The organism is Gimibacter soli (assembly GCF_028463845.1).
In the GTDB taxonomy this organism is placed as follows: Bacteria; Pseudomonadota; Alphaproteobacteria; order Sphingomonadales; family Kordiimonadaceae; genus Gimibacter; species Gimibacter soli.
This window is the reverse complement of sequence record NZ_CP116805.1, coordinates 959246-985585: the sequence shown is the minus strand read 5'-3', so window position 1 is coordinate 985585 and position 26340 is coordinate 959246. Positions and strand designations below refer to the sequence as shown.

Sequence of the window (26340 nt, the reverse complement as noted above, 5' to 3'; positions counted from 1 at the left end):
CGGATGCCCGATTGTGTAGACACCGCTTCGTCCTGCGGGCCTGATGGCTCACAGCAGCCCCAAGCCGGGCGCCTGAATGGCAAGGTCGGTTAGCTCAGTTGGTAGAGCGTTACGTTGACATCGTAAAGGTCGCTGGTTCGAGCCCAGTACCGACCACCATTCTCCCTCCCCAATCACACTTCAATCTGAACTTGCATACTGCGCAGGAATTCCCGCGCAGCCTGTAACTCATCAAATTTTAACAAAAAATCAATTCCTGAAGCCTAGTGTGGCGCCAACAAACAGATGGCCGCCGGCAACAGTCGCGACGGTCAGGCCTACACGTCCAGAGATACGCATCCAGCATCCATGTCACCGCCATGAGGGAGGGGAACCATGCGTTATTTCGACAATATGAGAATCGCCGTCAAACTTCCGGCCGCCGTCGTTCTCTTCCTGCTGCTTCTTGCCGCCAGCATCACCGGCGCCGGCTTCATTGAAATACGAAGCGAACTTGATGTCATCATCCGCGACAGGCTGCAGGCCGTTGTCTCCTCCAAACGGGCCTTCTTCGAGCATTATCTGAAGACGACCGAGCAAGAGATTTCGGTAACCGCCGAAAGCCCGCTCGTGGTCGATGCCCTGAAGGCAATGACCGCCGGCTATGGCGCGTTTGGCAGCAATGCCGAAAGCACGCTCCAGTCGCTTTACATCACCAACAACAGCCAGGGCGCCGGCGCACGATCGAAACTTGTGGAGGCCGGTGATGGCTCGCCCTATTCCGAAGCGCACGGCCAGTATCATCCCTGGTTCCTGAGCCTTCAGGAAACGCGCGGCTATTATGATGTTTTCCTGATCGATGCCGCAGGCGAAGTTGTCTATACCGTCTTCAAGGAAAATGATTTCGCCACCAGCCTGAGCGCCGGTCGCTACAGCAGCACAGGCCTCGCCCGCGTTTTCAAGGCGGCCATGGCCGGTGGCAACGATGCCGTCAGCTTCACGGACTTCGAATCCTACGCCCCCAGCAACGGCGCCCCCGCCAGCTTCATCGCATATCCGGTGATCGACCCAGCGACAGGCGCCAAGATCGGTGTCCTCGCCTTCCAGATGGCGATTGATGTGATGAACGGCATCCTCCAGTCATCCGAAGGTATGGGCCAGTCCGGCGAAACCTATGTGGTTGGCGCGGACTATCTGATGCGCACCGACAGCCGCTTCGCCAAGGAAAGCACGATCCTGAAGCAGAAGATCGATACCGCTTCTGTCCGCGCCGCCCTGCAGGGCGAAAGCGGGGTCGCATGGATCGAGGATTATCGCGGGGTCGAGGTTGCCTCGGCCTATGAGCCTATCACCTTCCTTGGCGCCAAATGGGCCATCATCGGCGAGATTGATGCGGAAGAGGCCCGCGCCGCCATCGTCTCCACCGGCACCATGATGATCCTGATCGCCTTCGGCGCCATCGTGCTGATGGCCGCCATTTCGCTCTTTGTCGTGCGCGGCCTTACCCGCCCGATCAGCAACATGGTGGATGCGACAAAGGCACTGGCCGAGGGCGATACATCTGTCGCTGTCCCCCACACCGCGCGGGGCGATGAAATCGGCGACATGGCAAAGGCCGTCGATGTGTTCAAACGCGGCATGATCGAACGTTCCCGCCTGCGCGACGAGGCCGACAAGGCCGAGAAGGAGCGCCTCGCACGGGAAGCCGCCGAACGCGAGGCCGAGATGGAGCGCGAACGCGCTGCGGCGCGCGAGGAAGCGGCCCGCGCCGAAGCCCGCGCCGCCAAAGCGCAGGCGATGGCAGACGCCATCCGTGCGTTCGAGGATCAGGTCCGCGAGCAGCTGGCCGGTGTTTCCGGTGCCGCCGATGACCTCAGCCGTACCTCGGAATTCATGTCGCAAACCGCGAAGGAAACGAATGCCCGGTCCGCCGTTGTTGCGTCTGCCGCCGAAGAGACAACAGTGAATGTGCAAACGGTCGCGGCGGCAACCGAAGAACTCGGCGCCTCGATTGTCGAGATCGGTCGACAGATGGCAGCCTCCACGTCCGCCAACATGCAGGCGTCCGAAAAGGCGACCTCCACCGCTTCCATCATGGAAGAGCTTGCCGCCGCCTCGCAGGCCATCACCGATGTGATCGACCTGATCAATGACATTGCCGAACAGACCAACCTTCTGGCGCTCAATGCCACCATCGAGGCCGCCCGTGCGGGCGACGCTGGCAAGGGCTTCGCGGTCGTCGCCGGTGAAGTCAAATCACTCGCCAGCCAGACGGCCAAGGCAACCGAGCAGATTGCCGAACAGATCAATGCGGTCCAAAGCCAGAGCAAATCGGCATCCGATGCGATGAACGAAATTCGCCGGGCCGTCAGCACCACGGCAGAACTTGCGTCCGCCGTGGCGGCGGCGGTTGAGGAACAACAGGCTGCCACGCAGGAAATCGCCCGAAGCGTTCAGGACGCCGCCCAGGGCACCAATGAGGTCAGCGCCAATATCTCCGGTGTCGCAGCGGGGTCGGAGCGTACGCAGGAATCGGCGAGCACCGTGGCAGGTGCGGCGACCGAGCTTGCCTCCAGCACCGCACTTCTGAAGCAGGAAATCGAGGCATTCCTCACGCGCATTCAGGAGATTGCGAACAGCTGAGCGGATATGTTTCAGTTCCGTTGCATTTTAACGGAATCTCAAGGGGTCCGGGCTATAGCTGGCCGCATGTTCATGCGCGCACTCAATCAGGCAACAGGGTTGCTCATGCTATTTGCCGCCGCAGGAGGAAGCACCTCTTCTGCGGCGGTCGCCGATTCTGCGCCGGTCGTGTCGGCGCACGCCAATCACCCGGCCCAGCATCTTTATGCCACGGGTTGGGGGCTGACACTGAAGGCAGATGGCACGGGCTTCTATAATGAATTAATGAAATTCGTGCTCTCGGAGGCCGGCTTCGGTCCGGACTATCGAGTGATGCCCTACAATCGCGCCGTCGGCAGCCTGAAGGGCGATGAAGACGGATGTCTGTACCCTGCCTACACGCCGATCATGCGCCCGAACGGGCTTGATGAGCAGCTCGAAATCAGCCTCGAGGCGTCCGAACCCCTCCTGCGGGTCGTCACCCATCTGTTCTCCCAGCCCGGACGCGCCCCGCTCGCACGGCTCGAAGACCTGCAAGGCAAGCTGATCGGGCACCCGATGGGCTCGCGCATTGCCGAGGTGCTGGCCCCCTATGGGGCCCGCTACATGGCTTCGCTTGATGAAACGGCGAAGGCCAAGCTCTTGCTCACCGGTCGGGTCGACTATATCTCCGCCTCCCTGCCCGATGCGGCCTTTGTGTTTCAGGCGCTCGGCGAGGAGCTGCCGCCCTATAATCCCGACCTGATGCTGGTGTCCGCGACCATCGGTGTCGTGTGCCGCCCCTCCATGCAGGGACGTGCCTTCATCGCCGCCATTTCTGCTGCACTTCTGCGGCTGCGTGAAAATGGCCGCCTCGCCGAATTCTTTGAAGGCCGAGGAGTCCCGGTCGATATCCATCTGCCGGTGGGCCGCCCCTCCGACGGCATCGCCGTCAAACCGCAGCGCTAGAAAGCAAAAGGCCGGACTGATCAGCCCGGCCTTTTATCATTCAGAAGTATCGAGCGCCCTCAGGCGAGCTTCACAGCCATCCGGTTGCGGCGGCGGAACGTGGTGCCGGCAAGGCCGAAGCCGAGCATCACGAGCAGCCAGGTTTCCGGCTCCGGGATCGCCGAAACAATCACGTTATCGATGAACCCGCCATATTCGTTGGCATTGCCAAGGGCTTCGAAGCTGAGGAGATAGTCACCACCGGTGCCGATAGTGAAATCCAGAAGATACTGTTCCCACGCCGTGCCCTTGGAAGCCGCCGTGTTGGCGCTGACGTCAAAACCGTTGATCGAGGCGAGGATGCCATTGTCGCCCAGCACCGACGTGCGCGGCCGATACCAGAAAGAAAGCTGGTACGAACCCTGGCCGAGCGTCAGCCACTGGCCCATCGTCGTGTTGGTGGATTCGCCCGGCAGGCCACCGTTCGTGGTGTCGCTATCCAGCTCGACATAGAAATTGCCGTCTTGCGCCGTCGTCACGACGCCGCTGCCCTGGATCTCGATCCCGGCGCCATCAATGGTTTCCCACGCACCGACCGTGTTGAACACATGCCAGTTGGCGCCCACAACGGTGTGGCCGGCCTCGAAGCTGCCATTCGTCACAAAATTGGTGGCTGCATGCGCTGCCTGACCGATCAGGAGGGCTGCTGCAAGGCCGAAGGTCGCAATCTTGTTCATCTCGGTATCCTTTCCGCTTACGCGGGGGTTACAACACATCCGGGGCTCACGCCGATCCGGCACACACTTCTCGTCTCTTGCGCCGTGCCATCGCACATCGCAGAGCCTGATCTCACATGCCTGTTCTTGGGAGCGCCGCTTCAGCGGGCTTGTTCGTTAACTTCTTGTTAACGTCAACTGATCGCCTCTGTCAAATCGCCGGGTCATCACCCGCCGTTCAGGTTGGCGCGATTCATATGCTGCGCATGCGAACAAGTCAATATTTTGCTTTAATTTTAGCTATTTATGCCGATCAAATGGCGGAAATCCGCCCTGTTTCAATATGAAACGCTCCCCTAAAGCGTGTATCTCTGCTGCGCTGCACCGTGCGAATCGGCCACGAGGCCATCAGGGCTTGCCGGATGGGGCCAAGGCGCGTATAAGGCGCCGCAAAGCATAAAGGGGAGGCTCCGGCTGTGACCGGGGCCTTTCCGCATTTGAAAGACCTCTCCCATGAGCAAGCCGATCCGCAATATCGCGATCATCGCCCACGTCGACCATGGCAAGACCACGCTCGTCGACAATCTCTTCCGCCAGTCCGGCACCGTCCGCGACAACCAGCGCGTTGCCGAGCGCGCCATGGATAGCGGCGATCTGGAGCGCGAGCGCGGCATCACCATTCTCGCCAAATGTACCTCGGTGGTCTGGAACGATACCCGTATCAACATCGTCGACACCCCCGGCCACGCCGACTTCGGCGGCGAGGTGGAGCGCATCCTTTCGATGGTTGATGGCGTGGTGCTTCTGGTGGACGCCGCCGAAGGCCCGATGCCGCAGACCAAGTTCGTGACCATGAAGGCCCTCGCCCTCGGCCTGAAGCCCATCGTGGTGGTGAACAAGGTGGACAAGCCGGACGGAGATCCGGATGCCGCCACCGACGCCTGCTTCGATCTGTTCGTGGCCCTTGGCGCCAATGACGAGCAGCTCGATTTCCCGATCCTTTATGCGTCGGGCCGTGATGGCTGGGCCGTCAACGACCTCGCGAGCGACAAGCGTGAAAACCTCAATCCGCTGTTCGCCAAGATCGTCGAGCATGTCGAGCCCCCGAAGCCGACGACCGACGGCTCGGTCGACAAGCCCTTCTCGATGCTTGTTACCCTGCTGGACCGCGATAACTTCGTGGGCCGTGTACTGACCGGCCGTGTGCAAACCGGCCGCATCAATATCGGCGACCCGATCCGTGCGCTCAATGGTAACGGCGAGGTTGTGGAAACCGGCCGTATCACCAAGCTCCTGTCGTTCCGCGGCCTTGAGCGCGTGCCGGTCGAGCAAGCCGAAGCGGGCGACATCATCGCCATCGCCGGCCTGCAGATCGCAACCGTGGCCGATACCATCGCCGTGCCGGAAGTGACCGTGCCGCTGCGCGCCCACCCGGTGGACCCGCCGACCCTCGCCATGACCTTCGCCGTGAACGACAGCCCGCTCGCTGGCCGTGAAGGCAAGCATGTGACGAGCCGCGTGATCCGCGACCGCCTGATGCGCGAAGCCGAAGGCAACGTGGCAATCAAGATCACCGAAGCTGAAAACAACGATGCCTTCGAAGTGGCCGGTCGCGGTGAACTTCAGCTTGGCGTCCTCATCGAGACCATGCGCCGCGAAGGCTTCGAGCTTGCCATCTCGCGCCCGCGCGTTCTCTTCAAGATGGACGAAGACTGCAAGCGCCTCGAGCCTTACGAAACCGTCCAGATCGACGTGGACGAAGCCTATCAGGGCGTTGTGGTGGAAAAGATGAGCCTGCGCAAAGCCGAACTGAAGGGCATGGCCCCCTCGGGCGGCGGCAAGGTCCGCCTCACGTTCGATGCCCCGGCTCGCGGCCTTATCGGTTACCACGGTGAATTCCTCACCGATACGCGCGGTACGGGCATCATGAACCGCATCTATGATCGCTACGACGCCTACAAGGGCCCGATCGCCGGCCGCCAGCGCGGTGTGCTGATCGCCAACGGCGCCGGTAAGGCCGTTGCCTATGCGCTTTGGAACCTTGAAGAGCGCGGCGTGATCATGATCGAAACCGGTGACGAGACCTATGAAGGCATGATCATCGGCGAGCACAGCCGCGACAACGATCTGGATGTGAACGTGCAGCGCGCCAAGCAGCTGACCAACATCCGCGCCGCCGGCAAGGACGAGGCCGTCCGCCTGACGACCCCGCGCAAACTGCCGCTCGAGGAAGCGCTCGCCTATATCAACGACGACGAGCTCGTCGAGGTGACGCCGAAATCGATCCGCCTGCGCAAACGCTTCCTGAAGCCGCACGAGCGCAAAAAGGCGAAAGACGCCTAAGCGTCAAGGCAAGATCAGAATTGAAAAGGGCGGCCCTCGGGTCGCCCTTCTTCTTTATCCCGCCACTTCCTCAAAAAGCTTCATCACCCGCCGGGCGAGCGGGCTTTGCGGGCGGTGACGGCGGCGGATGATCTGGGGGCGCGTGGTGGCGGAAAGGAAATCGAGCGGCACGATAGCGAGGCCCGTTTCCGCCTCATCGCCTGCCAGATGCGCCGCCACGCGTGCAGGCGTGAGGACGGCGAGGTCGCTGGTTTTCGCAGCTGCCACCAGCGCCACATAGCTGTCGCACTCCAGCGTCATGCGCCCTGCCGCACGCGCCGGGCCGGTCAGGGCATCTGCCACCCCTTTCAGCCCCGGCGGGGCGGGCACGCTGCCCATGGGGCAGACGATCAGGTCAGCCGCCGTTTTCGGCGGGTTGGCAATCAGCGGATGGTGGCTGCGCACCAGCGCTACGATAGGGTCAGCCTTCAGGGGGGTGGCCACGATATCGGGGTCGTGCGGGTCTACGGTGAAATCATAAACGGCGAAATCGAGCGTGCCCGCCATCAGGCGGGGCAGCAGGTTTTCGGCGTGGCCGGTTTCGATCAGCAACGAGCCTTCGATGGCTTCGGTCGACAGGCGCCGCAGCACCTCGGGCACATAGCCTGCCTGCACCGCTGGTCCCACGCCCACCGTCACCCGCCCCGCCTGCCCCTGCCGCCACAGGCTCGCGCGGCGCTCCACATCGTCGGCCTCGCGCAGCAGCCGCCGCCCGTCCCCCAGGATTTCAGCGCCGATGGGGGTCAGCACCAGCCGCCTTCCCGCGCGCTCGAACATCGGCACGCCCAGAAGATCTTCCATCCGTCGCACGCTTTTGGTCAGCGCAGGCTGCGTAAGGCCCAGCGCTTCCGCTGCCTTCTCAAGCCCGCCATGATCCACGATGGCGGCCAGATGTTTCAGGTGCCGCAGTTCCAGCATTCATATAACCTATAGTTATTTATACTGTCTTTTTTATCACTAATTTTCATCTGATGGCAGCGCTATTCTATCCTTTAAGGGAGAGTGGGCCTTTCCGGGCCCGGGAAGGGATAGATGTGATGGACGAAAAGATCGTCATAATGCTGATATTCGTCGGCTTCGGGATCGCCGAAATCATCGCCGGCCGTTTTCTCAACAAGGATGTAGCCACAAGCCGTGACTGGATCATGGAGGTGATTTCCACCACCATCATCATGGCTGTCACTGTGCCCGCCACACTGTTTGCGGTGGACTGGATGGGCCATCACTGGTTCGCGGAGTACGCTGGCGTCCTTTCCACGCTACCGATCTGGGTAATGGTGCTGCTGTTCCTCGTGGGCGACGACATGACCCAATATTGGTGGCACCGCCTGTCGCACTCGGTGCCCTTCCTCTATAACCTGCACCGCGCCCATCACAGCGCACCCTATATGAGCATCCGGATCGTTTACCGGAACAATATCTTCTATTATGCGCTGATGCCGGGCCTCTGGATTTCCGCGGCCCTCGTCTTCCTCGGCCTTGAAGCCGTTTACCCCTGGTATCTGATCGTCAAGCTCAGCGTCATTTTCGGTGCGCATTCCAGCGTGCGGTGGGACGAGTGGCTCTACAAGATCCCCGCGCTCGACAAGGTCATGTGGATTGTGGAACGCACCATCTCCACCCCTGCCACCCATTCCGCGCACCACGGGCTGCACAAGGAAGACGGCGTCACCAATTACAAGGGCAATTACGGCAACCTGCTGTTCTTCTGGGATGTGCTTTTCGGCACCGCGCACATCACCCGCCGCTATCCCAAACAATTTGGCATCGAGGGTCTGCCCGATGTCAGCTGGCAACAGGAACTGATGTGGCCGGTCGTCGGCGCCAGCAACGGCGTTAAATCGGAAGCCCCTGCGAATTCTTCCCCGCAGGAGGCCTGATGAAAGGAAAGGGCGCCCCGAGACCCCGCGGAGCGCCCTTTTCGATTCCTATGCAGTAGCGGATCAGGCGACCTTGCGGTCGCTTTCTTTTTCCTCGTCAGCGCCGCGCAGACGCACGAGGAACCGCTGCAGCGAGCGTTCCAGATTGCTCGACTGCTCGATAAGCGTATCGGAAGACCGCGAAACGACCTCGGCCGCCCCGGTGCTTTCCTCCGCCATATCCTGCACGCGGCCCACGCTCACCGACAGCATCTCGGTGCCGTCGCTGGCGCTTTTCGCGCTGCGGCTGATCTCGCCGGTGGAGGCTTCCTGCTCGACGACGGCGGCAGCAATGGCGGAGTTGATCGAATTCACCCGCTCGATTGCCGTGCGGATGCCCTGAACGGCGTCCACCGTGTCGCGCGTGGCGGTCTGCATCGCTGCAACCTGTGCCTCAATCTCCTTGGTGGCACCCGCCGTTTGCGTGGCAAGGTTCTTCACCTCGCTCGCCACCACCGCAAAGCCACGGCCTGCTTCCCCCGCACGCGCGGCCTCGATCGTGGCGTTGAGGGCCAGAAGGTTCGTCTGCTCGGCGATATCATTGATCAGTGTAATGACCTCGGCGATGCGGCCTGAAGCGCCCTCAAGCGTTTCAACGCGCCCGCGTGCACCTTCGGCGGCACTCACCGCTTCGCTCGTGATGCCGTTCGCCTCCTGCACCTGGCCACGGATTTCACCGATGGCGGACGACAGGCCTTCGGCAGCCGAGGCCACCTGCCCCATATTGTCGCGGGCCTGATCGCTGGCGCCAGCCGCGGTGCCAACCTCGCGCTGGGTTTCGCCCACCGCACTTGCCATCGTTTCCGATGCCGATTGCAGTTCGGTCACTGCCGTTGCCAGCGCCTCAATCACATGGCTGACTTCGCTTTCGAACGAGTCCGCAAGCTGCATCTGCAGGCGGCGGTTTTCCTCGGCACGGGCCTTGGCTTCCGCTTCCTTGGCAAGCCGGTCGCGTTCCTCGCGGGCGCGCTCCATTTCCTGCTGGGCGCGTTCTTCGGCCTCGCGCTCCTCGCGCATGGCTTCGGCGTCGGCGGCCAGCCGGTCGGCCTCCAGCGCACGCTGGCGCAGCTTCTCGACCGCACGGGCCATGCCGCCAAGCGCATCCTGCTGGTCGATCCCGTCGACTTCCTTGGCAATCCGCCCTTCGGCAAGCGCCAGAAGGTCTTCCTCAAGCGCCGCGAGCGGTCGCAGGAAGCTTTGAGTAATCAGATAGCCAAGCCAGGAAATCATGCCGACCATCACGGCGGTGACGCCGTAAACGATGATCTTGTCCTGATCGAACAGATCGACGGCAACCTTGCCAGCGCCTTTAAGAAGGTCTTCAATCGCCCAGTTATAAAGGACGACCATCGCGAAAATACCGAGAATACCAAGGCCAGACATGGCCCAGATGCGGTAAAGCAAGCGGACACGCCGCATCAGATTGATCATTTTCCCCCCGATCAACTCAGTGCTTTTTTATGACATTCGCGTGAATCTTATTGGCTCCGCGCCGAAAGGCAAGCCTCTTGCACCGTCCGACACTTGGAGGCATCCTGTCATCGCACGACAGCAACATCATAATCAGGAGACAATTCATGCGGCTTCTGCTCGCTATCCTTATTCCACCGCTCGTCTTTTTCACGATCGGTCGTCCGTTTCAGGGCATCTTCTGCTTGATCCTGTGGCTCACGCTGATCGGCTGGCCGGTGGCGGCAATCTGGGCGGTTTACAGCCTCAGCCAGTACCGGAACGAGGAAATGCGCCGCGAACTCGGCGGTCGTTACTGACCGGATTGGACCACGGATTTTAATCAAGGGGGAGGAGAATAATGTTGTACGCGCTTCTACTCGGCGGCCTTGCAGGTTTTCTGGCCGGCCAGTTCATGAAAGGTGCCGGCTACGGCATCATCGTCAATATCATCCTCGGGCTTTTGGGCGGCCTTGTCGGCCGTTTCCTGTTCAGCCTGATCGGCTTTGGCGCCAGCGGCTTCATCGGTGAACTGATCACCGCCACCGTCGGCGCCGTTGTACTGATCTGGCTATCGAGCAAGATCAAGGCGAAGGGCTGAGGCCCTTCAGAACCTTTAGGGAATGAGCCGCGCGGGGGCATAGACCTCGGGGTCGACCCCCGCCGCCACAAAGGCATCCGGCAAGGGCACACCGCGCAAGAGGCAGGCCGCAGTCGCCGACCATGCCGGCGATGTCTGGATGCCGAAACCGCCCTGGCCGGCGGACCAGAAAAAGCCTTCAGCCCGCGGATCAAAGCCGATCACCGGTGCACGGTCGGGCGCAAAGCTCCGAAGCCCCGCCCATTTCGACCGCAGCTTTGATACACTCGCGCCCACCGCTTTCTCGAAACTGTCGATGGCAAGCGCAACGTCTTCCATTTCGGGTTGGGCGTCGCACGGTTCGCTTGGCGTTTCATCGGCGGGGGACAGAAGAAAACCTTCCCCTTCCGGCTTGAAATACCAGTTTTCCCCGATATCCATCGTCACCGGCGCCGCGCGTCTGAAACCCTCAAGTCCGGGGTTCTCGATAGTCACAATAGTGCGCCGAAGGGGCATAATGCCAAGAGGAGCAAGCCCCGCCATCGCCGCCACCTTGTCAGCCCAGGCACCTGCCGCATTCACGATGACCGGGGCCGCAATCTCGCCCGCCCGCGTTGTGGCGATCCAGCGTCCGCCTTCACGGCGCAGGCTTTCGACCCCCGCGTCCAGCAGGATGTCGCCGCCCGCTTTCCGCAGCCCACGCAGATAGCCCTGATGCAGTGCCGCCACATCCAGATCGCGGCATTCGGGATCATAGATTGCGCCGGCAAACCGGCTGCCATCAAGGAACGGCGCCAAGGCCAGCACTTCGTCGCGGTCGATCATGCGGACAGCAGGCAGCGCAGCCTGCTTGTCGGCAAAGGCCTTCAGGGCCACGGTGCGTTCGTCTTCCCGGAACAGCTGGATTTCACCGCGCGGTCCCACCAGCGGCACATCCGTGTAACCTTCGGGAGGCGCCACAAAGAAGGGCTTCGAAGCCGTCGTCAGCGGCTGCAGTTTCGGCCCGCCGTAGGTTTCGGCATAGAAAGCCGCCGACCGGCCCGTCGTGTGATATCCTGCCTGTGCCTCGGCCTCTACAAGCGTGACCCGCGCGTGCGACGACAGGAAATAAGCGGCGCCCGCCCCTGCGATGCCGCCGCCGATGATCAGGATATCCGTTTCACGCATTTTGTAACTCATAGTTCCCGTGGCCATTCTTGTGATCTATAGAGAAGGCGAAATCAAGTCACCCCCCTGTGACGCCCCAAGCCCGGAGCCACCCCATGACCGCATCCCCGTCCGCCCAACTCATCCAGGAGCTTGCCGCTTTCGCCGGGGAGACGGCCGACGCCGCAGCGAAGGTGACGATGGACTGGTTCCGCCGCCCAGTTGATATCGTCAACAAGGAAGACGGCGCCCGTTTCGATCCCGTTACGATTGCCGACCAGAATGCGGAGGAAGCCATCCGCGCCCTGATCGAAGCGCGCTACCCCGATCATGGCATCATCGGCGAAGAGCACGGCGTGAAGGAAGCGCGCTCCCCCTTCACCTGGGTGCTGGACCCGGTGGACGGCACCCGTGCCTTCATCTCCGGCCTGCCGACATGGGGCACGCTGATCGGGCTTCTCTACGAAGGCGAACCGCTGATTGGTGTGATCGACCAGCCTTACCTCAAGGAACGCTATCTCGGCACGCCCGGCGCTTCTTTCCTGAACGGCAAACCGATCCGGACGCGCCCGTGCGCCAATGTGAAGGAAGCAACCCTTTCGACGACCGACGCTGCCCTTTTCAAAGGCAAGGACCGCGAAGCCTATGACCGGCTTCTAGCCGAATGCCGGCTCGTGCGCTACGGCCTCGACTGCTACGCCTATGCTATCTTGTCGCTCGGTTATATGGATATTGTCGCTGAGGCGGGCCTGAAGATTTACGACATGGCAGCCCTTATCCCGGTGATCCGGGGCGCAGGCGGCCATGCCAGCGACTGGGAAGGTGGCAACGACTGGGCCGGGGGGCGCCTTCTGGCCCTCGGCAACCCCGACCTCCTCGCGCCCGTCAGCGGGCTTCTCGCCCGCTAGGCCGGGAACTCGTTGCCAAGATCGAGGAAATCGACGATAGCGGCCCAAAGCTCGGCCCGCACCCGGTCGGTTTCCTTGTACATCTCGTGCATCGCGCCTTCGATCCGCACCAGACGGCAGTCCGGCATGCGCGCCGCAAAGGCGTTCATCGCCTTGTTGTCAACGATCTGGTCTTCACCCGCCTGCAGCATCAGCACGGGGTTCCTGATCGCTTCCGGATATCCGGGGCTGTTCAGCACATCGGTTGATTTGACGGCCTCCAGAAGCCACCGCCATGTGGCGCCGCCCACCGCAAGGTCACGGTCAACGGTCTGGATGAAGTGATCTTCATCCAGAAAGCGTTCATCATCATGGGTCAGCTTGGCGCGCCAACCCCAGCGACCCTCCTTGAAGGCCTCATGGCCCGGCACATAGCCGTTCTCGTTGCCCATCCGGCACATCAGCCCAGCAAGGCCGCGCATCATGAAGACCGGCAGGCCGCCGGAGAAAATCCGCACCATCGGAGATACTGTGACAGCCCTGTCGATCCGGGCCCCATGGTCATGCATATAGCGCAGCGAGGCATGGCTGCCCGCAGAATGCGCGGCCAAGAAGAACGGCCCCGGCGCACCGGCAGCGACCAGTGCATCAATCACCGCGTCCATATCGCCGACATGCATGTCGAAGCTCGTCACATAATGCTTTTCGCGGTCCGCGCATTCGCGGTGCGAAAGCCCCTGCCCGCGCAAATCCATCCCGGCCATGGCATAGCCAAGGCTGTGGAACAGATGCATGTCCTCGAACGCTTTTTCGATGAATTCGGTCCGCCCCGGCACAAAAAGCACGGTGCCCCGCGCCTCGGGCCGCAGCGCCGGCGCGAGACCGTAGCGAATCTGTGCGCCATCGGGTGCCGTCGCGAAGGTGAGCGTGAAACCCTCAGGCGCGGTGCGGCGCAGCGGGCGGGCTGCAGCCAGGCGCTCGGCAAGGGAACCACTCAACCCAAGGTCACCCGAATGTATATGAGAAGTATTCATTTTTAACAGATTCTCCCATTTTGGAAAAAATTGCTACGATCTGTTTACTTCATCGCAAGATGATGAACCTAATATCGGCTTGATCAAGCGCAATGGCAGTTGAGCTTCGAGGCAGGCAATGTATCAAGTAGAAAATAGACCATCCGGTTTGGTATGGCTTCATAAATTTCTTCAGGCCGATTCGGGCGGCACCCTTACGATGACGGCGATCATGATGCCGCTCATCTTGGGTTTTGCCGGTCTCGGGCTGGATTTGTCCTACTGGTATATGGAACGGCGGCAGGTCCAGAACCTTGCCGACATGGCGGCCATCGATGGCGCCCATTCCCAAACCTATTTCGACGACACCGACCTTGACGATCAGGTCGAGCATTTCCTCAGCCAGAACGGCCTGGACCCCGCCCGCGACACGCTGAGCCTCAGCATGCCGCCGGTAAGCGGCGACTATGAAGGCAGCAATGGCTATGTCGAAGCCGTCATGGCGCGGGAAGCCCCGCTTTACTTCGTGTCGGCGCTTTATTCCTTCATCGGCAGTGAATTCACGCTGACAGTGCGCGGGCGCGCCGTGGCAGCAGCCTTGAAGATCGGCCAGAACTGCATCATCGCGCTGGACCCGAGCGCCAAATATGCGCTCGATTTCCTCGGCGACTCTGATGTGACCGCCGACTGCGGCGCCATCGCCAACAGCACCGCCAACCCCGCCGTGCGGGTGACAGGCAACGCCGAGCTGATCTCGAACTCGCTGCAAGCAGTGGGCGAGATCAATATCCAGCATGAGGAGAATGTCACCATTCCGGTGATCGAGCCCTATGCCGCGGCCTCAAAAGACCCCTATGAGGATCTCGTGGTGCCCGACGTTTCCGGCTGCGACTATCCCGGCAAGGTGGCCGAGCCCTACGAGACCCTTTCACCCGGTGTTTATTGTGGCGACATTGTTATAAAGGAAGCTGGCGTGACCTTCGAGCCTGGCGTGTATCACCTGTACACGACCGGCAATCAGGCGGCCGACTTCATCGCCAACGCTGGCGCCGAAATATTCGGCGAAGGCGTTACCATCATCCTCAGTTCGCAGGGCAGCTACAAGGCCGGCAGCGTCACCGTCAACGGCGGCGCAATCGTCGACCTGACCGCGCCGACATCCGGCGACTGGAACAGCATTCTCTTCTTCCAGGACAGGTACAATAACGATTCCAATTCGCTGCTGAAATTCAACGGCGGCGCGACGATGAACCTGAACGGTGCCATTTATGCGCCAAGCGCGAAGGTCAGCTTCACGGGCGGTGCATCCACGGAAGACGCCTGCCTTCTGGTCGTATCGAAGAAGATCGAATTTACTGGTAACTCGAACCTCGGGAACAGCGAAGAAGCCTGCGCCGCCCTCGGCCTTGGCGCCCTGCAGCGTCAGGAACGGGTCCAACTGGTGGAGTGATCGACATGCAAAAAGAAAACTCCCGGCTGATGAAGGCCATGATCCGCAGGCTGCGGCGCGACGAGAAAGGCGCCATCGCGGTTGAAACCGGCATGATCCTTTCGATCCTTCTGGTGGTGGGGCTTGGCGTGTTCGACTATGGCCTGCTTGCTGCCCATAATATGGGGCTGGCGAACGCCGCGCGCTCCGGCATGCAATATGCCCTCGTCCGCAAACCGCAGAGCGGCGACTTTACCGCCATCATCAATGCCGTGGAAAAAGCAGCGCCCGCAGAAACCACGGCCGGCGACCGGCAGATCGATGTTTCCATGTATTGCCGGTGCCCCGATGATGACACCGATGTGGAATGCACAAGCGAAGAGGGCGAGGACCTGAGCTGCCCCGATGCGACGCTCCGCGCCGCCTATATCAAGGTCGCAATCAGCGAGACTTATCCGATGATGTTCAACATCATGGGCATCGCCGATGACATCCATCTCAAGGAAGACGTTGTAGCGAGGCTGAATTGACCCGGAAGGCCGACAGAAAATCAGCGTCCAAATTCCTGCGTGACGAGCGCGGGGTCGCCGCAATCGAATTTGCGCTGACCCTGCCCATCTATCTCGCCATGATCATTTTCCTGGTGGAAGTGGCCCGCATGGCGATGACCCAAAGCATCATCTCCTTCGCCGCACAGGAAGCGACCCGTTACGCCCTCGTCAATTACGATGCGACCACGGACGATGTCACCGCAACGGCGGCAGACGCCCTGATCGGCCTCTCGCCTGAGAATCTGAACGCGATCATCGTGACGGCCCCTGTCGACCCGGTCGATAACACCCGCCTTGTCTCGGTCGAGATCCAGTATCAGTACAAGCCGATTCTGCCGGTGGACGCCTTCCTTGCCGGTGATCAGGGAGGCTTTCAACTTACAGGACAGTCACAGGGCTTCATCACCGAAGAAATCCCCGAGACCTGACAATCGGTTACCTCGCCTTGCCCTGCTGATTTCTCGCATTTGATTACAATTATATTCGTTCCTTTACGTCCTCCGGTTGCTGCACCACACTGACGGCACGGGATTCTCTGGCAGGAGGACCCGAAAGGCAGGACGAACCATGGCAGAGTTGAAACGACACTCGTTTCGCAGGAAGCTCCTATCGCTCGGGCGGGACGAACGCGGCAGTATGATGCCGATTATCGCAAGCGGGATTATCACCTGTATTGGTGCGGCCGGGCTCGCGATCGACGCCACCCGCATGTTCTACGTGCACGATGTGCTGCAGAAGTCGCTCGATTCCGCCGGCCTTGCCGCTGGTCACGCCATGTACGAAGACCAGATGGAATCCGACGCCAACGATTTCTTCTATGCCAACATGTCCGCCGCCGGCGGTGTGGCAATCGACCCCGATTTCGACATCGACATTTCGCCGAACAACAAGGTCATCACGGTGACCGGCACGGCGAAGGTCGCCACCACCTTCATGCGGCTTTTCGGCTACGACAAGATCAACGTGAATGCGAGCACCGAGATCACCCGCGAAACCCGCGGGATGGAACTGGTGCTGGTGATGGACAATACCGGCTCGATGCGCGGCACCGCCATCACGGCGATGAAAAATGCTGCAGCTGACCTCGTCGAAACCGTCTACGGCGACAATGACACCAACCCCAACCTGTGGGTTGGCCTTGTCCCCTATACGGCAATGGTCAATATCGGCTCCCAGCACAGCGACTGGCTGACCTGGGACAGCCGGAATGATATCGCGAACGGAAAATATTCCCCGTCCTCCTGGAAAGGCTGCGTCATGGCCCGCGAGGGCGACGGTGACGAGACCGACGAAACGCCGGATGATGCACCCTTCACCTCTATGTACTGGGCAAACAGCACGGACAATATGTGGAACCCGTCGTCGGGAAAATATTTCCTCAATGAAGGAAACAATGCCCAGAATGACGGTCGCGGCCCGAACCTTGGTTGCGGCCCGGCGATCACGCCGCTTGTTGCCTCTAAAGCGACAGTCCTTGCAGCGATCGACGAAATGCTGCCCTGGCACCGCGGCGGCACGGCCAGCAACCTCGGCCTTGTGTGGGGCTGGCGCGTGATCAGCCCCGGCTGGCGCGGCCTGTGGGGCGGTGATTCGCCGGCGAACCTACCGCTTGCTTACAATACGCCCTTCATGAACAAGGTTGTGGTGCTGCTCACCGACGGCGCCAACCAGTTCTATGACTGGAACTACCGCTACTATATGGATGGCAGCAAGTTGAGAACCACGACAAGCGGAACCGCAGGCCCGGACGGGTCGGACTATACCGCCTACGGCCGCCTCAACGACATGGGTGTTTACAGTCTGCCGGACGGTCAGACCATTCTCGACACCAAACTGGCGAACACCTGCGCCGACATGAAAGCCGAAGGCATCATCCTCTATACGATCACCTTTGGCTCATCGCCAAATAGCCAGACCAAATCGCTGTATCGGACCTGTGCATCGAACACGAGTTTCTATTATCATGCACCGAATGATGAAGAACTGGCCGAGGTGTTCGATACCATCGGCAAGCAGCTTTCGAACCTGAGGCTTTCGCAATGATCCGGCTTCGCCGCACCCTCACGGCCCTGAGGCAACAAGACGACGGCGTCGCCGCCGTCGAGATGGTGCTGGCGCTGCCTGTTGTCCTGTCGCTGATCGTCGGCACGCTCGAGATCGCCAACTATTATTTCGTCGCCTCGGCGCTTGAGCATGCCGTGCTCAAGGCATCGCGTTTCGGCATCACCGGTAACGAGACCGAGGGTGTATCGCGCGACGATGTGGTTCGCGAGATGATCGCCACCCAGACCTTCGGTCGGGTAGACATGGATGCCGTCGAGATCAACACCCTCGTCTACGAAAACTTCGAAGACATCGGCGAATCCGAGCCCTATCTCGATGAGAATGCCAACGAGGTTTACGATGAAGGCGAACCCTTCACCGATATCAATGGCAATGGCGAGTGGGACGAAGACGTCGGCACGGTTGGCCTCGGCAACGCCGGCGACATCGTGCTTTACCGGGTGCAATATAGCGTGGAAAGCCTGACCGGGATGATGCCCTGGATCGCCAAGGCCCTTCCTGCAGAAGCAGCTGTGGCGGTGCGCAATGAACCTTATTGAATGCACCCGCAATTTGCTGCGCCGCCTGCGCGTCGAGGAAGGCGCCTCGATCCTCACCGAGACAGCGCTTGGTATCCCGCTTTACCTGACGCTCGCATCCGGCACGCTGGAAGCCAGCAACTATCTTTTGCTGCACCTGAAGATGCAGCATACCGTGGTGGCGATCGCTGACCTCACCACGCGGGATGAAAAGATCTACGAAAGCGTCGTGACCGACATTTTCGAAGCCGTCCCGCAGATCATGACGCCCTATCCGGTGGCCGATGAATCAAAGATGATCATCACCGCGATCAGCGAGGTGGAAGGCGAAACGCCCAGCATCTTCTGGCAGCGTGAAGGATCCGGCACACTTTCGGTGGAAAGCACGCTCGGGGAGGAAGGTGACCATATCACCATGCCTTATGACATTGAGGTCAACCCGAATGAAACGGTGATCATCACCGAGTATTTCTACCGGTATGAACCGCTCATCTTTGATGTGTTCGGAGCAACGACCCTGCACCGCATCGCCTATTTCCGCCCGCGGATCGGCTCGCTGCAAGCCGTCCTTCCCTGATTCCATCCCTGAATCTATCGTTGTTTCTGCGCGAATCGCTGCCTGCAACGTCAGGCGATTCTCCCTATTTATCCATCAGATAGTCGCTTTCAGATACCGAGTCGCGCACTGGCGGGCTCCCTGCCCCCTGCCGCAGCATTTTCGCCAGGCTCCGGCCGCAGGTTGCCACAGGCCTTGATTTGACAAGCCGGTCCTGCACCCACCCTCAATTCTCCTTAGTTCGTAATGGTTAACCAACTTGTCTAAAATTTTCCTTGTTATTTACACTAAATGCTGGCTAACTATTTGATATCGAAGGGGGGTTTTTAAACGCATTAACCTTTTGTTTAACTCTCCCTCGCATAGTGGGGCTATCCAAACTTGGCAGCTGGAGACCAAACATGACCAAACTTATCCGCAAGCTTCGCAAGAACGAAGAAGGCGCCACCGCAATCGAATACGGCCTTATCGCCGCCCTGATCGCAGTAGTACTCGTCGGCACCCTCACCGCTCTTGGCACCGCCCTCGACGACCTCTTTGGCGACGTTGGCACCAAGATCGAAGGCGCTACCGAAGAAGCCGCAGCTCCGACGCCGTAATAATCGGCCGGCGCATCAGGCAATGCGTTTCGCTTTCTAAGAACGGAAGGCCGCTGGAGATAAAGGTCTCCGGCGGCCTTTTCCTTGAGGACCGGAACAAGCCCTTGAAGGGCAGGCCGGTCCCCATCAGGGGAAATCAGGCAGGCATGGACGGGATAATCATATCCAAGCTTCTCCTTCAGGCTGCGGTCGGCATTCTATTGCTGGTCGCCGCCTTCGGAGACATTCGCGAGCGGCGCATACCGAACAAGTTAACGCTTGTTCTGGCGCTGCTTTTCCTCCCCTACGCTTTCCTGAACTGGCTATCGGGCGTGCCCGCCCTTGAAGCTTTCCTCATCCCTGTTGCTGTGGCAGCGGCATTCTTCCTTGTCACCCTGGCGCTTTTCGCGGCCGGTGCAATGGGAGGCGGGGATGTGAAGCTGATTGCGGCGACCGCGCTTTTTGTGGGCAGTGGCCAGGCCTTCCTGTTCGCCTTCGTGATGGCGATGACAGGCGGCCTTCTGGCGCTGGTGATGGCAATCCGCTCATGGATGCGTCGCACCGGTGTGGCTGTGGACCCGCGGGCGGCGCAAGTGCCTTATGGCGTTGCAATTGCCTGCGCAGGCTTATGGGTGGAGATCGGCGATGTTCGCGCGCTTTTTAGCTAATTCCCAACGCAATGTTAACTATATGGGGCGCATGATTTCGGCAATATCCGTGCGATATGATAGCCTTGGGGGCGGTCATGGCAGCGCGGCAAGAGCTGAAAGAGCATTGGCAGATGCTCTCCGGCATGCCGGACCGAGGAGGTTCCTATCATGAATATCCGCGCGATCTTGTTTCTGGCCGTCGCGGCACTGGGTGTGCTTCTGGTGGTAATGGCCACACGGTCCTATCTGGCAGGACAGACCCAGCGCCCCGTCGAAGAGGCGCCGAAGGTGCAGGTTCTGGTCGCTGCGCGCGACCTGCCGCCGGGCACCATTCTGGCCGCAACCGATGTCATCTGGCGCGATTGGCCGGATAGCGGCATCGACGTCAATTATATCTCGAAAGGCAGCACCAATGCTGCCACCGCGCAAAAGACGATCGAGAAAGCCAAAACGGACGAAGAAAAAGCCAAGCTGCGCGACCGCGACAAGACAAGCGGCAAGGTCGTTCGCATGGGCTTCGCCGCAGGCGAGCCGATCACCCGGACCTCGCTTGTGGCCCCGGGCGAGCGCGGTTATGTGGCAGCGGCCCTGACCCCGGGCATGCGCGCCATGACGGTGCAGGTCAATAATTACACCGGCGTTGGCGGCTTCGCCCAGCCTGGCGACCGGGTCGATGTGATCCTCACTCATGATGTGCAGCGCACCGCCTACGAAAACGGTCGCCAGATTCGCCGCATGCATACGGTCAGCGAAACGGTGATGGAAAACATCCGCATGCTGGCCCTCAATGATGCAAGCGAAGCCCGTCCTGTTGAAGGCAAGAAGAAGAAAGCGCCGAGCTCGGCAACGCTTGAGCTGCCGCCCGCAATGGTGGAGCGCATTCTGGTGCTTGATGAAATCGGTGACCTGTCGCTTTCGCTGCGCAGCCTTGCCGCCAACGGCGTGCCCGATGGCGACCAGCCCCGCGATGTCAGCGGCTCCTACGCCGTCGATTCGGATATCGGCAACTTCATGCCGAAGATGGGGGATGTCGCCAACGACAACATCATCACAGTTTATCGCGGCAGCACTGCTACCCGCATGGTTCCGCTCGATTCCGGCGAGGGCATGCCCGTGAAACGCACAGGTTCGAGTGGCGCTTCGCTTGTCGGTACACCGACCGAAGGTGGCCAGGAAATCAACGACGGCGACGCGCCGGCAGATGACGAAGGAGCCAACTGATGCGTACGCGGCTCTCTACCCTCAAACTCGCCTGCAAGGCCGCGCTCGTCGTGCCCTTCATGGCCCTGCCCGTCCTCGCTGACGGCGACCAGACCGAGCGCCAGCAAGGCGCCTCGATCGTCGCCCCGGCGGCAGGCTCCAAAATCTCGCTCGAAATCGGGCGCGGCCGCCTGATCCGGCTCGACCGTCCCGCGACCGAAATTTTCGTCGCTGACCCGACCGTCGCCGACATCCAGGTGAAATCGCCCCGCGTGGTCTATGTTTTCGGCAAGAACCGCGGCGAGACCTCGCTCTTCGCGCTCGACAGTGAAGACCGCACCATCTATTCGGCGCATATCGAGACGACCCAGAATCTGGAATCGCTCAATGTCGCGCTGAAGCGGATGCTGCCGAAATACAGGCTCGCAACCGCCATCCTCGGCAACAGCCTCATTCTCGAGGGCACGGTTTCGAGCCCCGAGGAAGCGGCACTGGCCGAAAACCTCGCAACCTCGTTCGGCAGCGGTTCGCTCACCATCCTCAACCGGATCGGCGTTGTGCAGCCGACGCAGGTGAACCTGCGGGTCCGCATTGCCGAAGTCTCGCGCTCTGCGATGAAGCAGTTCGGCGTGAACTGGGAAAGCCTCTTCGGCACCGACTTCCTGTTCGGCATCGCGCAGGGTGCTGATTATGTCAGCACCATCGCTGACCCGGTCACCGGTCTGCCGGTGCAATCCTTTGCCTTCCCGCAGTCGGGCACCCGCACCGTCTTCAATTACGGCGCCCACGGGATTGACCTCAATTTCGCCATCGACGCGCTCGACCAAAACGGGTTCCTGCGCGTGCTGGCCGAACCGAACCTGACAGCCCAGTCGGGCCAGCAGGCAAGCTTCCTCGCTGGCGGCGAATTCCCGATCCCGGTCCCGAGTTCCACGGGCGGCGCCTTCGGTATCCAGTTCCGCCAGTTCGGTGTGTCGCTTGCCTTCACGCCGACCGTGCTCGACAGCGGCCGCATCAACATCGCGGTCTCGCCTGAGGTCAGTGAACTTTCAACCGCCGGCGCCATCGATATCAACGGCATCAGCGTACCCGCAATCTCAAGCCGTCGGGCACAGACCACTGTCGAACTTGGCAGCGGCCAATCCTTCGCAATTGCGGGCCTCCTGCAGAACCGCACCACGCAGGACGCCACCAAATATCCGGGCCTTGGTGATATTCCGATCCTTGGTGCCCTCTTCAAGAGCGACGATTTCCGCCGCAACGAGACCGAGCTTCTGATCGTCGTCACGCCCTATCTTGTGGAGCCGGTTTCGGACCGCCAGATCGTTCTGCCGACCGATGGTTTCGAAGCCAAGGGCGATCTCGACCGCATCACCAGCGGTCAGGCCTACATCGCCAAGCCCGGCGACAAGGCTGCCCCGATGGACCAGCAGACCGGCGTTTCCCGCAAGGAACGCGCTGGCTTCCAGATCAATTGAGTGAGGAAGGGACAGGGAAATGACCATGATCCATAAAATCGCCCGCCTCGGAATGATTTCCGGCTCGCTCCTGGGCCTTGCCGCCTGCGGCGGTCAGGAACAGGTGCCCCACGCAATCGACGCGCCCGTCCGCGCCGAAGTGCAGATGGTGCGCCTGACCCATGTGATCAACGCGGAAAGCGATGGCACGGCAACACCGTCCAACGTCACCTATGTCGCCCTTGGCGCCTTCCTTGATGGCATCAAGGCCGGGTATGGCGACCGCCTCTTCCTTGATGGTGCCGCCGCCGCATCACCAGACCGGATCGGCGCGATTGCCGATTTCGTTCGCGCCCGCGGCCTTGAAGTTCAAGGCTTCGCAGCCTTCGGCGCAACACCCGCTTCCGGCGACCTCGTTCTCTATGTCGAGCGGCACGTGGTCACACCGCCCTCGTGCAACAACTGGGTCGATACAAAAAGCGACAACCAGTTCAACAACACCTCGTCGGGCTTCGGCTGCGCAACCAATGCGAACCTTGCGCTGATGGTGGCAGACCCTGCCGATCTGGTCGGTGGCAGGAAACCGGACGGCGCACAACCGAACCCGCAGGCAACCGGTCGGGCGAAGACGCACCAGCAAGCGGCAGCAGATGGTGGCAACAACACCACCGTTTCGCGCGCGCTGAATTCGCTCTTCGGTAACTAGGGGAAAGCGTGAGATGCAGAAAGCAGGCAACAAGAAAGCAGCCCTCGATCGCGAACAGTTTGGCGCGTGGGTGTGCGATGACCTGACCGGCAAGCTCCTTGCCCCCATCGCGGGCGAACAGGGTCTTGCGGTCGACATGATCTTCGGCGGCGGCATCGCTGGTGCCGTGCGTGCACTTGGCGCCATGCCGGTGCCCGAGTTCCTGATCGTCGACCTGTCCGAATCGGTTGATCCGCGCGCCGACATGCAGGCGCTGGCTGAAGTATGCCAGCAGGAAACCATGGTTCTGGCGCTCGGCACACTCAACGATGTGACACTTTACCGCGACCTGATCGGCGCTGGCGTGCACGACTATCTCGTCAAGCCGCTTGACCCGGCGCAATTGCGTGAATCGGTCGTATCGGCCCTGAATGCACTTGCGGTGGCTGAGGAAGAGCCGGCACAGGCCCAGAAAGCCCCCGGCGACAAGCATCAGATCGTGGTGATCGGCGTGCGCGGTGGCCTTGGTGCCAGCACGATTGCGGCAAACCTCGCGTGGGACCGTGCCCAGGGCGGCGAACAGACCGTCCTTCTCGATATGGACCTTTATTTCGGCGTCAGCGCGCTCCTATTCGATCTGGAGCCCGGTCGCGGCCTTGCCGATGCGCTGGAAAACCCGAGCCGGGTGGATGGCCTGTTCCTGGAGCGCGCCGTGGTGAAGCCGATCGACAGGCTTTCGATCCTCGGCACCGAAGCCCCCGTTGGTTCCCTGCGGGAACCTGATGCGGGCGCCCTTGACCATCTCGTGAAGGCGCTTTCGGACAATTACAACACCGTGGTGGTGGATCTGCCGCGCGGGGCGCTCGCAGACCATTCCGATATTCTGAATTCGGCGACCGACATCGTGCTGGTGACCGACTTCAGCCTGCGTTCGGCCCGCGACTGTATCCGCCTGATGTCCCACATCAAATCGGTGAAGCCCGATGCGACCCTCCATGTGGTTGCGTCCATGACCGTGCCGGGCCAGAATGAAGTGGAAGACAAGGACTTCGAAGCTTCGATCGAGGCATCGGTGGCTGTTTCCATCCCGCTTGATGCAAAAAGCCTTCTGATGGCTTCGCGCAAAGGGACGGTGATCATGGATGCGGTGCCGGGCTCCAAAATGTCGCAGGCGCTGGCCGCGCTCTCCCGTCGTTTCGATGCGGGCACCAGCGGCGATAAGGCCAAGAAGGCTTCGTGGATCGGGAAATTGCTGAAACGGTGATGGACTGACGGTTCGTCTGTGGCAGTAGACGGTAGGCAGGTATGAAAGCAACGGCATTCGGGAAAAGACAGCGGACATTCGGGCGGCCCGGCGGCTTCGGCAAGGGGCAGCCCGGACAATCCGACGCGCCCGCGTCTTTCGATGCTTCTGCATTGCTCGACGAACCGCAGGAACCCGTTTTCGACACACCCGCCGACGACCTGCCGCCGCCTCCGAGCCCGTCCGGCGATATCGTTGATTATCTCGCCGCCCTCGCCGAAGGCCGCCTGCGTGATCTGCTGACGGCGGACGAAGTCCGCATGTCGACAAAGGCCGAAATCACCACACGGCTGAGCAAATTCGTGGCGGAGCTCGCCGCCAATGCCGGGCTGGAGCCAAGCTCGCAGGAAAGCGCCGATATCGTCACCTACCTCCTCAACGAGGTGGAATCGACCATCGGCTCCATTGGCGACGAGATGACCGCAGCCCCTTCTGCCGCGAAGGAGAAGGAAGGCCGCAAGAAACAGACGCTCATTGAGGCCAAGGAAAAGGTCCAGCCGCTTCTGATGGAGCATATCGACCCCGCCGCCGCCGCCGAACTGCCGCGCCCCGAGCTTGCCGAACAGGTCGGCGAAGTCGTCGGCGAGTTGCTGGTGCAGGAAAAGATCCACCTGAACTTGACCGAGCAGCGCGACCTCGTCAGCCTGCTGCTTGACGATATGCTGGGCCTCGGCCCGCTCGAGCCCTTGCTCGCGGACGAGCTTGTCACCGATATCATGGTGAACGGCCCAAGGCAGGTCTACGCCGAACGCAAGGGCAAGCTGGCGCTGACCGACGTCACCTTCCGCGACAACCAGCACCTGCTGAACATCGCGCAGCGTATCGTGTCGGCTGTTGGCCGCCGCGTCGATGAAAGCTCGCCGATCTGCGACGCCCGCCTGATGGACGGCAGCCGCGTGAACGTGATCATTCCGCCGCTCGCCATCGACGGCGCTTCGATCTCGATCCGGAAATTTGCGAAAGACAAGATCACGCTCGACAAGATGCTCGATTTCAAGAGTATCTCGCCGCCGCTTGCAAAACTTCTGAAAATCGCCGGCGCCTGCCGCCTGAATATCCTGATCTCGGGTGGTACGGGTTCGGGTAAGACCACCATGCTCAACGCCCTGTCACGCATGATCGACAAGGGCGAGCGCGTCGTCACCATCGAGGATGCGGCCGAGCTGCAACTGCAACAGCCGCACGTGGTGCGTCTTGAAACCCGCCCTGCGAACCTTGAAGGCCAGGGCGAGATCACGATGCGCGACCTCGTGAAAAACGCCCTCCGCATGCGCCCGGACCGTATCATCCTTGGCGAGATTCGGGGCGGCGAGGCCATCGACATGCTGCAGGCCATGAACACCGGCCACGACGGCTCGATGGGCACCATCCACGCCAACCGCCCGCGCGAGGCCCTGACCCGCCTTGAAAACATGGTCAACATGGCAGGCCTTCACCTGCCCACGAAGGCGATCCGCGAGCAGATTTCCTCGTCGCTCGACCTGATCGTGCAGGTGCAGCGGATGCGCGACGGTGGCCGCCGCACCACCCACGTTACCGAAGTGGTGGGCATGGAAGGCGACGTGATCACCACGCAGGATCTGTTCAAGTTCGAATTCACGGGCGAGGACGAAAGCGGTCGTCTGGTCGGCGATTTCAAATCCACCGGGGTTCGCCCTCATTTCCTGCCGAAGGCAGAATATTTCGGCCTTGGCCGCGCCCTCATGGACGCGATGAACGGGTAAGGGGG

General features: G+C 61.0%; 25 protein-coding genes and 1 tRNA gene. 21 read left to right on the top strand and 5 right to left on the bottom strand.

What is annotated here, in order from left to right:
* Window positions 1-83 precede the first annotated feature (83 nt).
* The 3 genes from PH603_RS04795 to PH603_RS04785 all read left to right on the top strand — a co-directional run bounded on the left by PH603_RS04795 (window position 84) and on the right by PH603_RS04785 (window position 3549).
* Window positions 84-159: transfer RNA gene (locus PH603_RS04795), tRNA-Val, on the top strand.
* A 216-nt stretch (window positions 160-375) separates the two neighbouring features.
* Window positions 376-2622, top strand: coding sequence for a methyl-accepting chemotaxis protein (locus PH603_RS04790; protein WP_289504834.1), 2247 nt, complete (start codon window positions 376-378; stop codon window positions 2620-2622).
* Between the two features lie 105 nt (window positions 2623-2727).
* Window positions 2728-3549: a substrate-binding periplasmic protein gene (locus PH603_RS04785; protein ID WP_289504833.1), complete on the top strand. Its 822-nt coding sequence runs from the start codon at window positions 2728-2730 to the stop codon at window positions 3547-3549.
* Between the two features lie 59 nt (window positions 3550-3608).
* Here PH603_RS04785 and PH603_RS04780 read toward each other — a convergent pair whose 3' ends face one another.
* Entirely contained in the window at window positions 3609-4265 is a 657-nt protein-coding gene (locus PH603_RS04780; RefSeq protein WP_289504832.1) for a PEP-CTERM sorting domain-containing protein, read from the bottom strand.
* Between the two features lie 492 nt (window positions 4266-4757).
* Here PH603_RS04780 and typA point away from each other — a divergent pair, with 492 nt between their 5' ends.
* Window positions 4758-6587, top strand: a complete 1830-nt coding sequence (gene typA, locus PH603_RS04775) for a translational GTPase TypA (protein WP_289504831.1) — start codon at window positions 4758-4760, stop codon at window positions 6585-6587.
* A 54-nt stretch (window positions 6588-6641) separates the two neighbouring features.
* Here the strand turns inward: typA and PH603_RS04770 are convergent, their stop codons facing one another.
* Window positions 6642-7544, bottom strand: a complete 903-nt coding sequence (locus tag PH603_RS04770; protein ID WP_289504830.1) for a LysR family transcriptional regulator — start codon at window positions 7542-7544, stop codon at window positions 6642-6644.
* 119 nt (window positions 7545-7663) lie between these two features.
* Between PH603_RS04770 and PH603_RS04765 the strand changes: the two genes are divergently transcribed.
* Entirely contained in the window at window positions 7664-8506 is an 843-nt protein-coding gene (locus tag PH603_RS04765) for a sterol desaturase family protein (RefSeq protein WP_289504829.1), read from the top strand.
* A gap of 63 nt (window positions 8507-8569) precedes the next feature.
* Here the strand turns inward: PH603_RS04765 and PH603_RS04760 are convergent, their stop codons facing one another.
* On the bottom strand, window positions 8570-9976 hold the full coding sequence (locus PH603_RS04760; protein WP_289504828.1) for a methyl-accepting chemotaxis protein: 1407 nt from the start codon (window positions 9974-9976) through the stop codon (window positions 8570-8572).
* Window positions 9977-10122: 146 nt separating this feature from the next.
* On the opposite strand from PH603_RS04760, the gene PH603_RS04755 reads away from it, so the two are divergent.
* Both PH603_RS04755 and PH603_RS04750 read left to right on the top strand, forming a co-directional pair.
* Window positions 10123-10314: a YqaE/Pmp3 family membrane protein gene (locus tag PH603_RS04755; RefSeq protein ID WP_289504827.1), complete on the top strand. Its 192-nt coding sequence runs from the start codon at window positions 10123-10125 to the stop codon at window positions 10312-10314.
* A 41-nt stretch (window positions 10315-10355) separates the two neighbouring features.
* The gene (locus PH603_RS04750) at window positions 10356-10595 is read left to right on the top strand and encodes a GlsB/YeaQ/YmgE family stress response membrane protein (RefSeq protein ID WP_289504826.1); all 240 of its coding nucleotides are present in this window, start codon (window positions 10356-10358) and stop codon (window positions 10593-10595) included.
* Between the two features lie 15 nt (window positions 10596-10610).
* Here the strand turns inward: PH603_RS04750 and PH603_RS04745 are convergent, their stop codons facing one another.
* A complete protein-coding gene (locus tag PH603_RS04745) occupies window positions 10611-11741 on the bottom strand; it encodes an NAD(P)/FAD-dependent oxidoreductase (RefSeq protein WP_289504825.1) in 1131 nt (376 codons plus the stop codon).
* 95 nt (window positions 11742-11836) lie between these two features.
* On the opposite strand from PH603_RS04745, the gene hisN reads away from it, so the two are divergent.
* The gene (hisN, locus tag PH603_RS04740) at window positions 11837-12628 is read left to right on the top strand and encodes a histidinol-phosphatase (RefSeq protein WP_289504824.1); all 792 of its coding nucleotides are present in this window, start codon (window positions 11837-11839) and stop codon (window positions 12626-12628) included.
* Here the strand turns inward: hisN and PH603_RS04735 are convergent.
* Window positions 12625-13605, bottom strand: a complete 981-nt coding sequence (locus tag PH603_RS04735; RefSeq protein WP_289504823.1) for an alpha/beta fold hydrolase — start codon at window positions 13603-13605, stop codon at window positions 12625-12627. The two genes, hisN and PH603_RS04735, sit on opposite strands and share 4 nt — an antisense overlap.
* A gap of 154 nt (window positions 13606-13759) precedes the next feature.
* On the opposite strand from PH603_RS04735, the gene PH603_RS04730 reads away from it, so the two are divergent.
* The 13 genes from PH603_RS04730 to PH603_RS04670 all read left to right on the top strand — a co-directional run bounded on the left by PH603_RS04730 (window position 13760) and on the right by PH603_RS04670 (window position 26335).
* Window positions 13760-15070 carry a pilus assembly protein TadG-related protein gene (locus tag PH603_RS04730; RefSeq protein WP_289504821.1) on the top strand — a complete coding sequence of 437 codons (1311 nt, stop codon included), beginning with the start codon at window positions 13760-13762 and terminating at the stop codon, window positions 15068-15070.
* A gap of 5 nt (window positions 15071-15075) precedes the next feature.
* Window positions 15076-15579 carry a TadE/TadG family type IV pilus assembly protein gene (locus PH603_RS04725; protein WP_289504820.1) on the top strand — a complete coding sequence of 168 codons (504 nt, stop codon included), beginning with the start codon at window positions 15076-15078 and terminating at the stop codon, window positions 15577-15579.
* Window positions 15576-16028 (top strand): TadE/TadG family type IV pilus assembly protein, encoded by a 453-nt coding sequence (locus PH603_RS04720; RefSeq protein ID WP_289504819.1) that lies wholly within the window; start codon window positions 15576-15578, stop codon window positions 16026-16028. The genes PH603_RS04725 and PH603_RS04720 overlap by 4 nt, the downstream gene beginning before the upstream one ends.
* A 208-nt stretch (window positions 16029-16236) precedes the next feature.
* Entirely contained in the window at window positions 16237-17643 is a 1407-nt protein-coding gene (locus tag PH603_RS04715) for a Tad domain-containing protein (protein WP_289504818.1), read from the top strand.
* Window positions 17640-18203, top strand: a complete 564-nt coding sequence (locus PH603_RS04710) for a TadE/TadG family type IV pilus assembly protein (protein ID WP_289504817.1) — start codon at window positions 17640-17642, stop codon at window positions 18201-18203. The genes PH603_RS04715 and PH603_RS04710 overlap by 4 nt, the downstream gene beginning before the upstream one ends.
* A complete protein-coding gene (locus tag PH603_RS04705) occupies window positions 18190-18759 on the top strand; it encodes a TadE/TadG family type IV pilus assembly protein (RefSeq protein ID WP_289504816.1) in 570 nt (189 codons plus the stop codon). Before PH603_RS04710 ends, PH603_RS04705 begins: the two co-directional genes overlap by 14 nt.
* Before the next feature lie 380 nt (window positions 18760-19139).
* Window positions 19140-19337, top strand: a complete 198-nt coding sequence (locus PH603_RS04700; protein WP_289504815.1) for a Flp family type IVb pilin — start codon at window positions 19140-19142, stop codon at window positions 19335-19337.
* 146 nt (window positions 19338-19483) lie between these two features.
* On the top strand, window positions 19484-19984 hold the full coding sequence (locus PH603_RS04695; protein WP_289504814.1) for an A24 family peptidase: 501 nt from the start codon (window positions 19484-19486) through the stop codon (window positions 19982-19984).
* Window positions 19985-20134: 150 nt separating this feature from the next.
* Window positions 20135-21187 (top strand): Flp pilus assembly protein CpaB, encoded by a 1053-nt coding sequence (gene cpaB / locus PH603_RS04690; protein WP_289504813.1) that lies wholly within the window; start codon window positions 20135-20137, stop codon window positions 21185-21187.
* A complete protein-coding gene (locus tag PH603_RS04685; RefSeq protein ID WP_289504812.1) occupies window positions 21187-22644 on the top strand; it encodes a type II and III secretion system protein family protein in 1458 nt (485 codons plus the stop codon). Before cpaB ends, PH603_RS04685 begins: the two co-directional genes overlap by 1 nt.
* A gap of 25 nt (window positions 22645-22669) precedes the next feature.
* Window positions 22670-23329 (top strand): CpaD family pilus assembly lipoprotein, encoded by a 660-nt coding sequence (locus PH603_RS04680; RefSeq protein ID WP_289504811.1) that lies wholly within the window; start codon window positions 22670-22672, stop codon window positions 23327-23329.
* A 13-nt stretch (window positions 23330-23342) separates the two neighbouring features.
* Complete coding sequence (locus PH603_RS04675) at window positions 23343-24572, top strand: CpaE/TadZ family protein (RefSeq protein WP_289504810.1); 1230 nt, start codon at window positions 23343-23345, stop codon at window positions 24570-24572.
* 41 nt (window positions 24573-24613) lie between these two features.
* Window positions 24614-26335: a TadA family conjugal transfer-associated ATPase gene (locus PH603_RS04670; protein WP_353507368.1), complete on the top strand. Its 1722-nt coding sequence runs from the start codon at window positions 24614-24616 to the stop codon at window positions 26333-26335.
* The last annotated feature ends 5 nt before the right edge of the window (window positions 26336-26340 follow it).

Bases quoted from the DNA above. Each gene is read 5' to 3' on its own strand.
- PH603_RS04725 (WP_289504820.1), top strand. From the start codon at position 15,076: ATGCAAAAAGAAAACTCCCGGCTGATGAAGGCCATGATCCGCAGGCTG.
- PH603_RS04700 (WP_289504815.1), top strand. From the start codon at position 19,140: ATGACCAAACTTATCCGCAAGCTTCGCAAGAACGAAGAAGGCGCCACC.
- PH603_RS04780 (WP_289504832.1), bottom strand. From the start codon at position 4,265: ATGAACAAGATTGCGACCTTCGGCCTTGCAGCAGCCCTCCTGATCGGT.
- hisN (WP_289504824.1), top strand. From the start codon at position 11,837: ATGACCGCATCCCCGTCCGCCCAACTCATCCAGGAGCTTGCCGCTTTC.
- PH603_RS04685 (WP_289504812.1), top strand. From the start codon at position 21,187: ATGCGTACGCGGCTCTCTACCCTCAAACTCGCCTGCAAGGCCGCGCTC.
- PH603_RS04680 (WP_289504811.1), top strand. From the start codon at position 22,670: ATGATCCATAAAATCGCCCGCCTCGGAATGATTTCCGGCTCGCTCCTG.
- PH603_RS04770 (WP_289504830.1), bottom strand. From the start codon at position 7,544: ATGCTGGAACTGCGGCACCTGAAACATCTGGCCGCCATCGTGGATCAT.
- PH603_RS04765 (WP_289504829.1), top strand. From the start codon at position 7,664: ATGGACGAAAAGATCGTCATAATGCTGATATTCGTCGGCTTCGGGATC.
- PH603_RS04745 (WP_289504825.1), bottom strand. From the start codon at position 11,741: ATGCGTGAAACGGATATCCTGATCATCGGCGGCGGCATCGCAGGGGCG.
- cpaB (WP_289504813.1), top strand. From the start codon at position 20,135: ATGAATATCCGCGCGATCTTGTTTCTGGCCGTCGCGGCACTGGGTGTG.
- PH603_RS04755 (WP_289504827.1), top strand. From the start codon at position 10,123: ATGCGGCTTCTGCTCGCTATCCTTATTCCACCGCTCGTCTTTTTCACG.
- PH603_RS04760 (WP_289504828.1), bottom strand. From the start codon at position 9,976: ATGATCAATCTGATGCGGCGTGTCCGCTTGCTTTACCGCATCTGGGCC.
- PH603_RS04750 (WP_289504826.1), top strand. From the start codon at position 10,356: ATGTTGTACGCGCTTCTACTCGGCGGCCTTGCAGGTTTTCTGGCCGGC.
- PH603_RS04675 (WP_289504810.1), top strand. From the start codon at position 23,343: ATGCAGAAAGCAGGCAACAAGAAAGCAGCCCTCGATCGCGAACAGTTT.
- typA (WP_289504831.1), top strand. From the start codon at position 4,758: ATGAGCAAGCCGATCCGCAATATCGCGATCATCGCCCACGTCGACCAT.
- PH603_RS04710 (WP_289504817.1), top strand. From the start codon at position 17,640: ATGATCCGGCTTCGCCGCACCCTCACGGCCCTGAGGCAACAAGACGAC.
- PH603_RS04670 (WP_353507368.1), top strand. From the start codon at position 24,614: ATGAAAGCAACGGCATTCGGGAAAAGACAGCGGACATTCGGGCGGCCC.
- PH603_RS04790 (WP_289504834.1), top strand. From the start codon at position 376: ATGCGTTATTTCGACAATATGAGAATCGCCGTCAAACTTCCGGCCGCC.
- PH603_RS04730 (WP_289504821.1), top strand. From the start codon at position 13,760: ATGTATCAAGTAGAAAATAGACCATCCGGTTTGGTATGGCTTCATAAA.
- PH603_RS04695 (WP_289504814.1), top strand. From the start codon at position 19,484: ATGGACGGGATAATCATATCCAAGCTTCTCCTTCAGGCTGCGGTCGGC.
- PH603_RS04715 (WP_289504818.1), top strand. From the start codon at position 16,237: ATGATGCCGATTATCGCAAGCGGGATTATCACCTGTATTGGTGCGGCC.
- PH603_RS04785 (WP_289504833.1), top strand. From the start codon at position 2,728: ATGCTATTTGCCGCCGCAGGAGGAAGCACCTCTTCTGCGGCGGTCGCC.
- PH603_RS04705 (WP_289504816.1), top strand. From the start codon at position 18,190: ATGAACCTTATTGAATGCACCCGCAATTTGCTGCGCCGCCTGCGCGTC.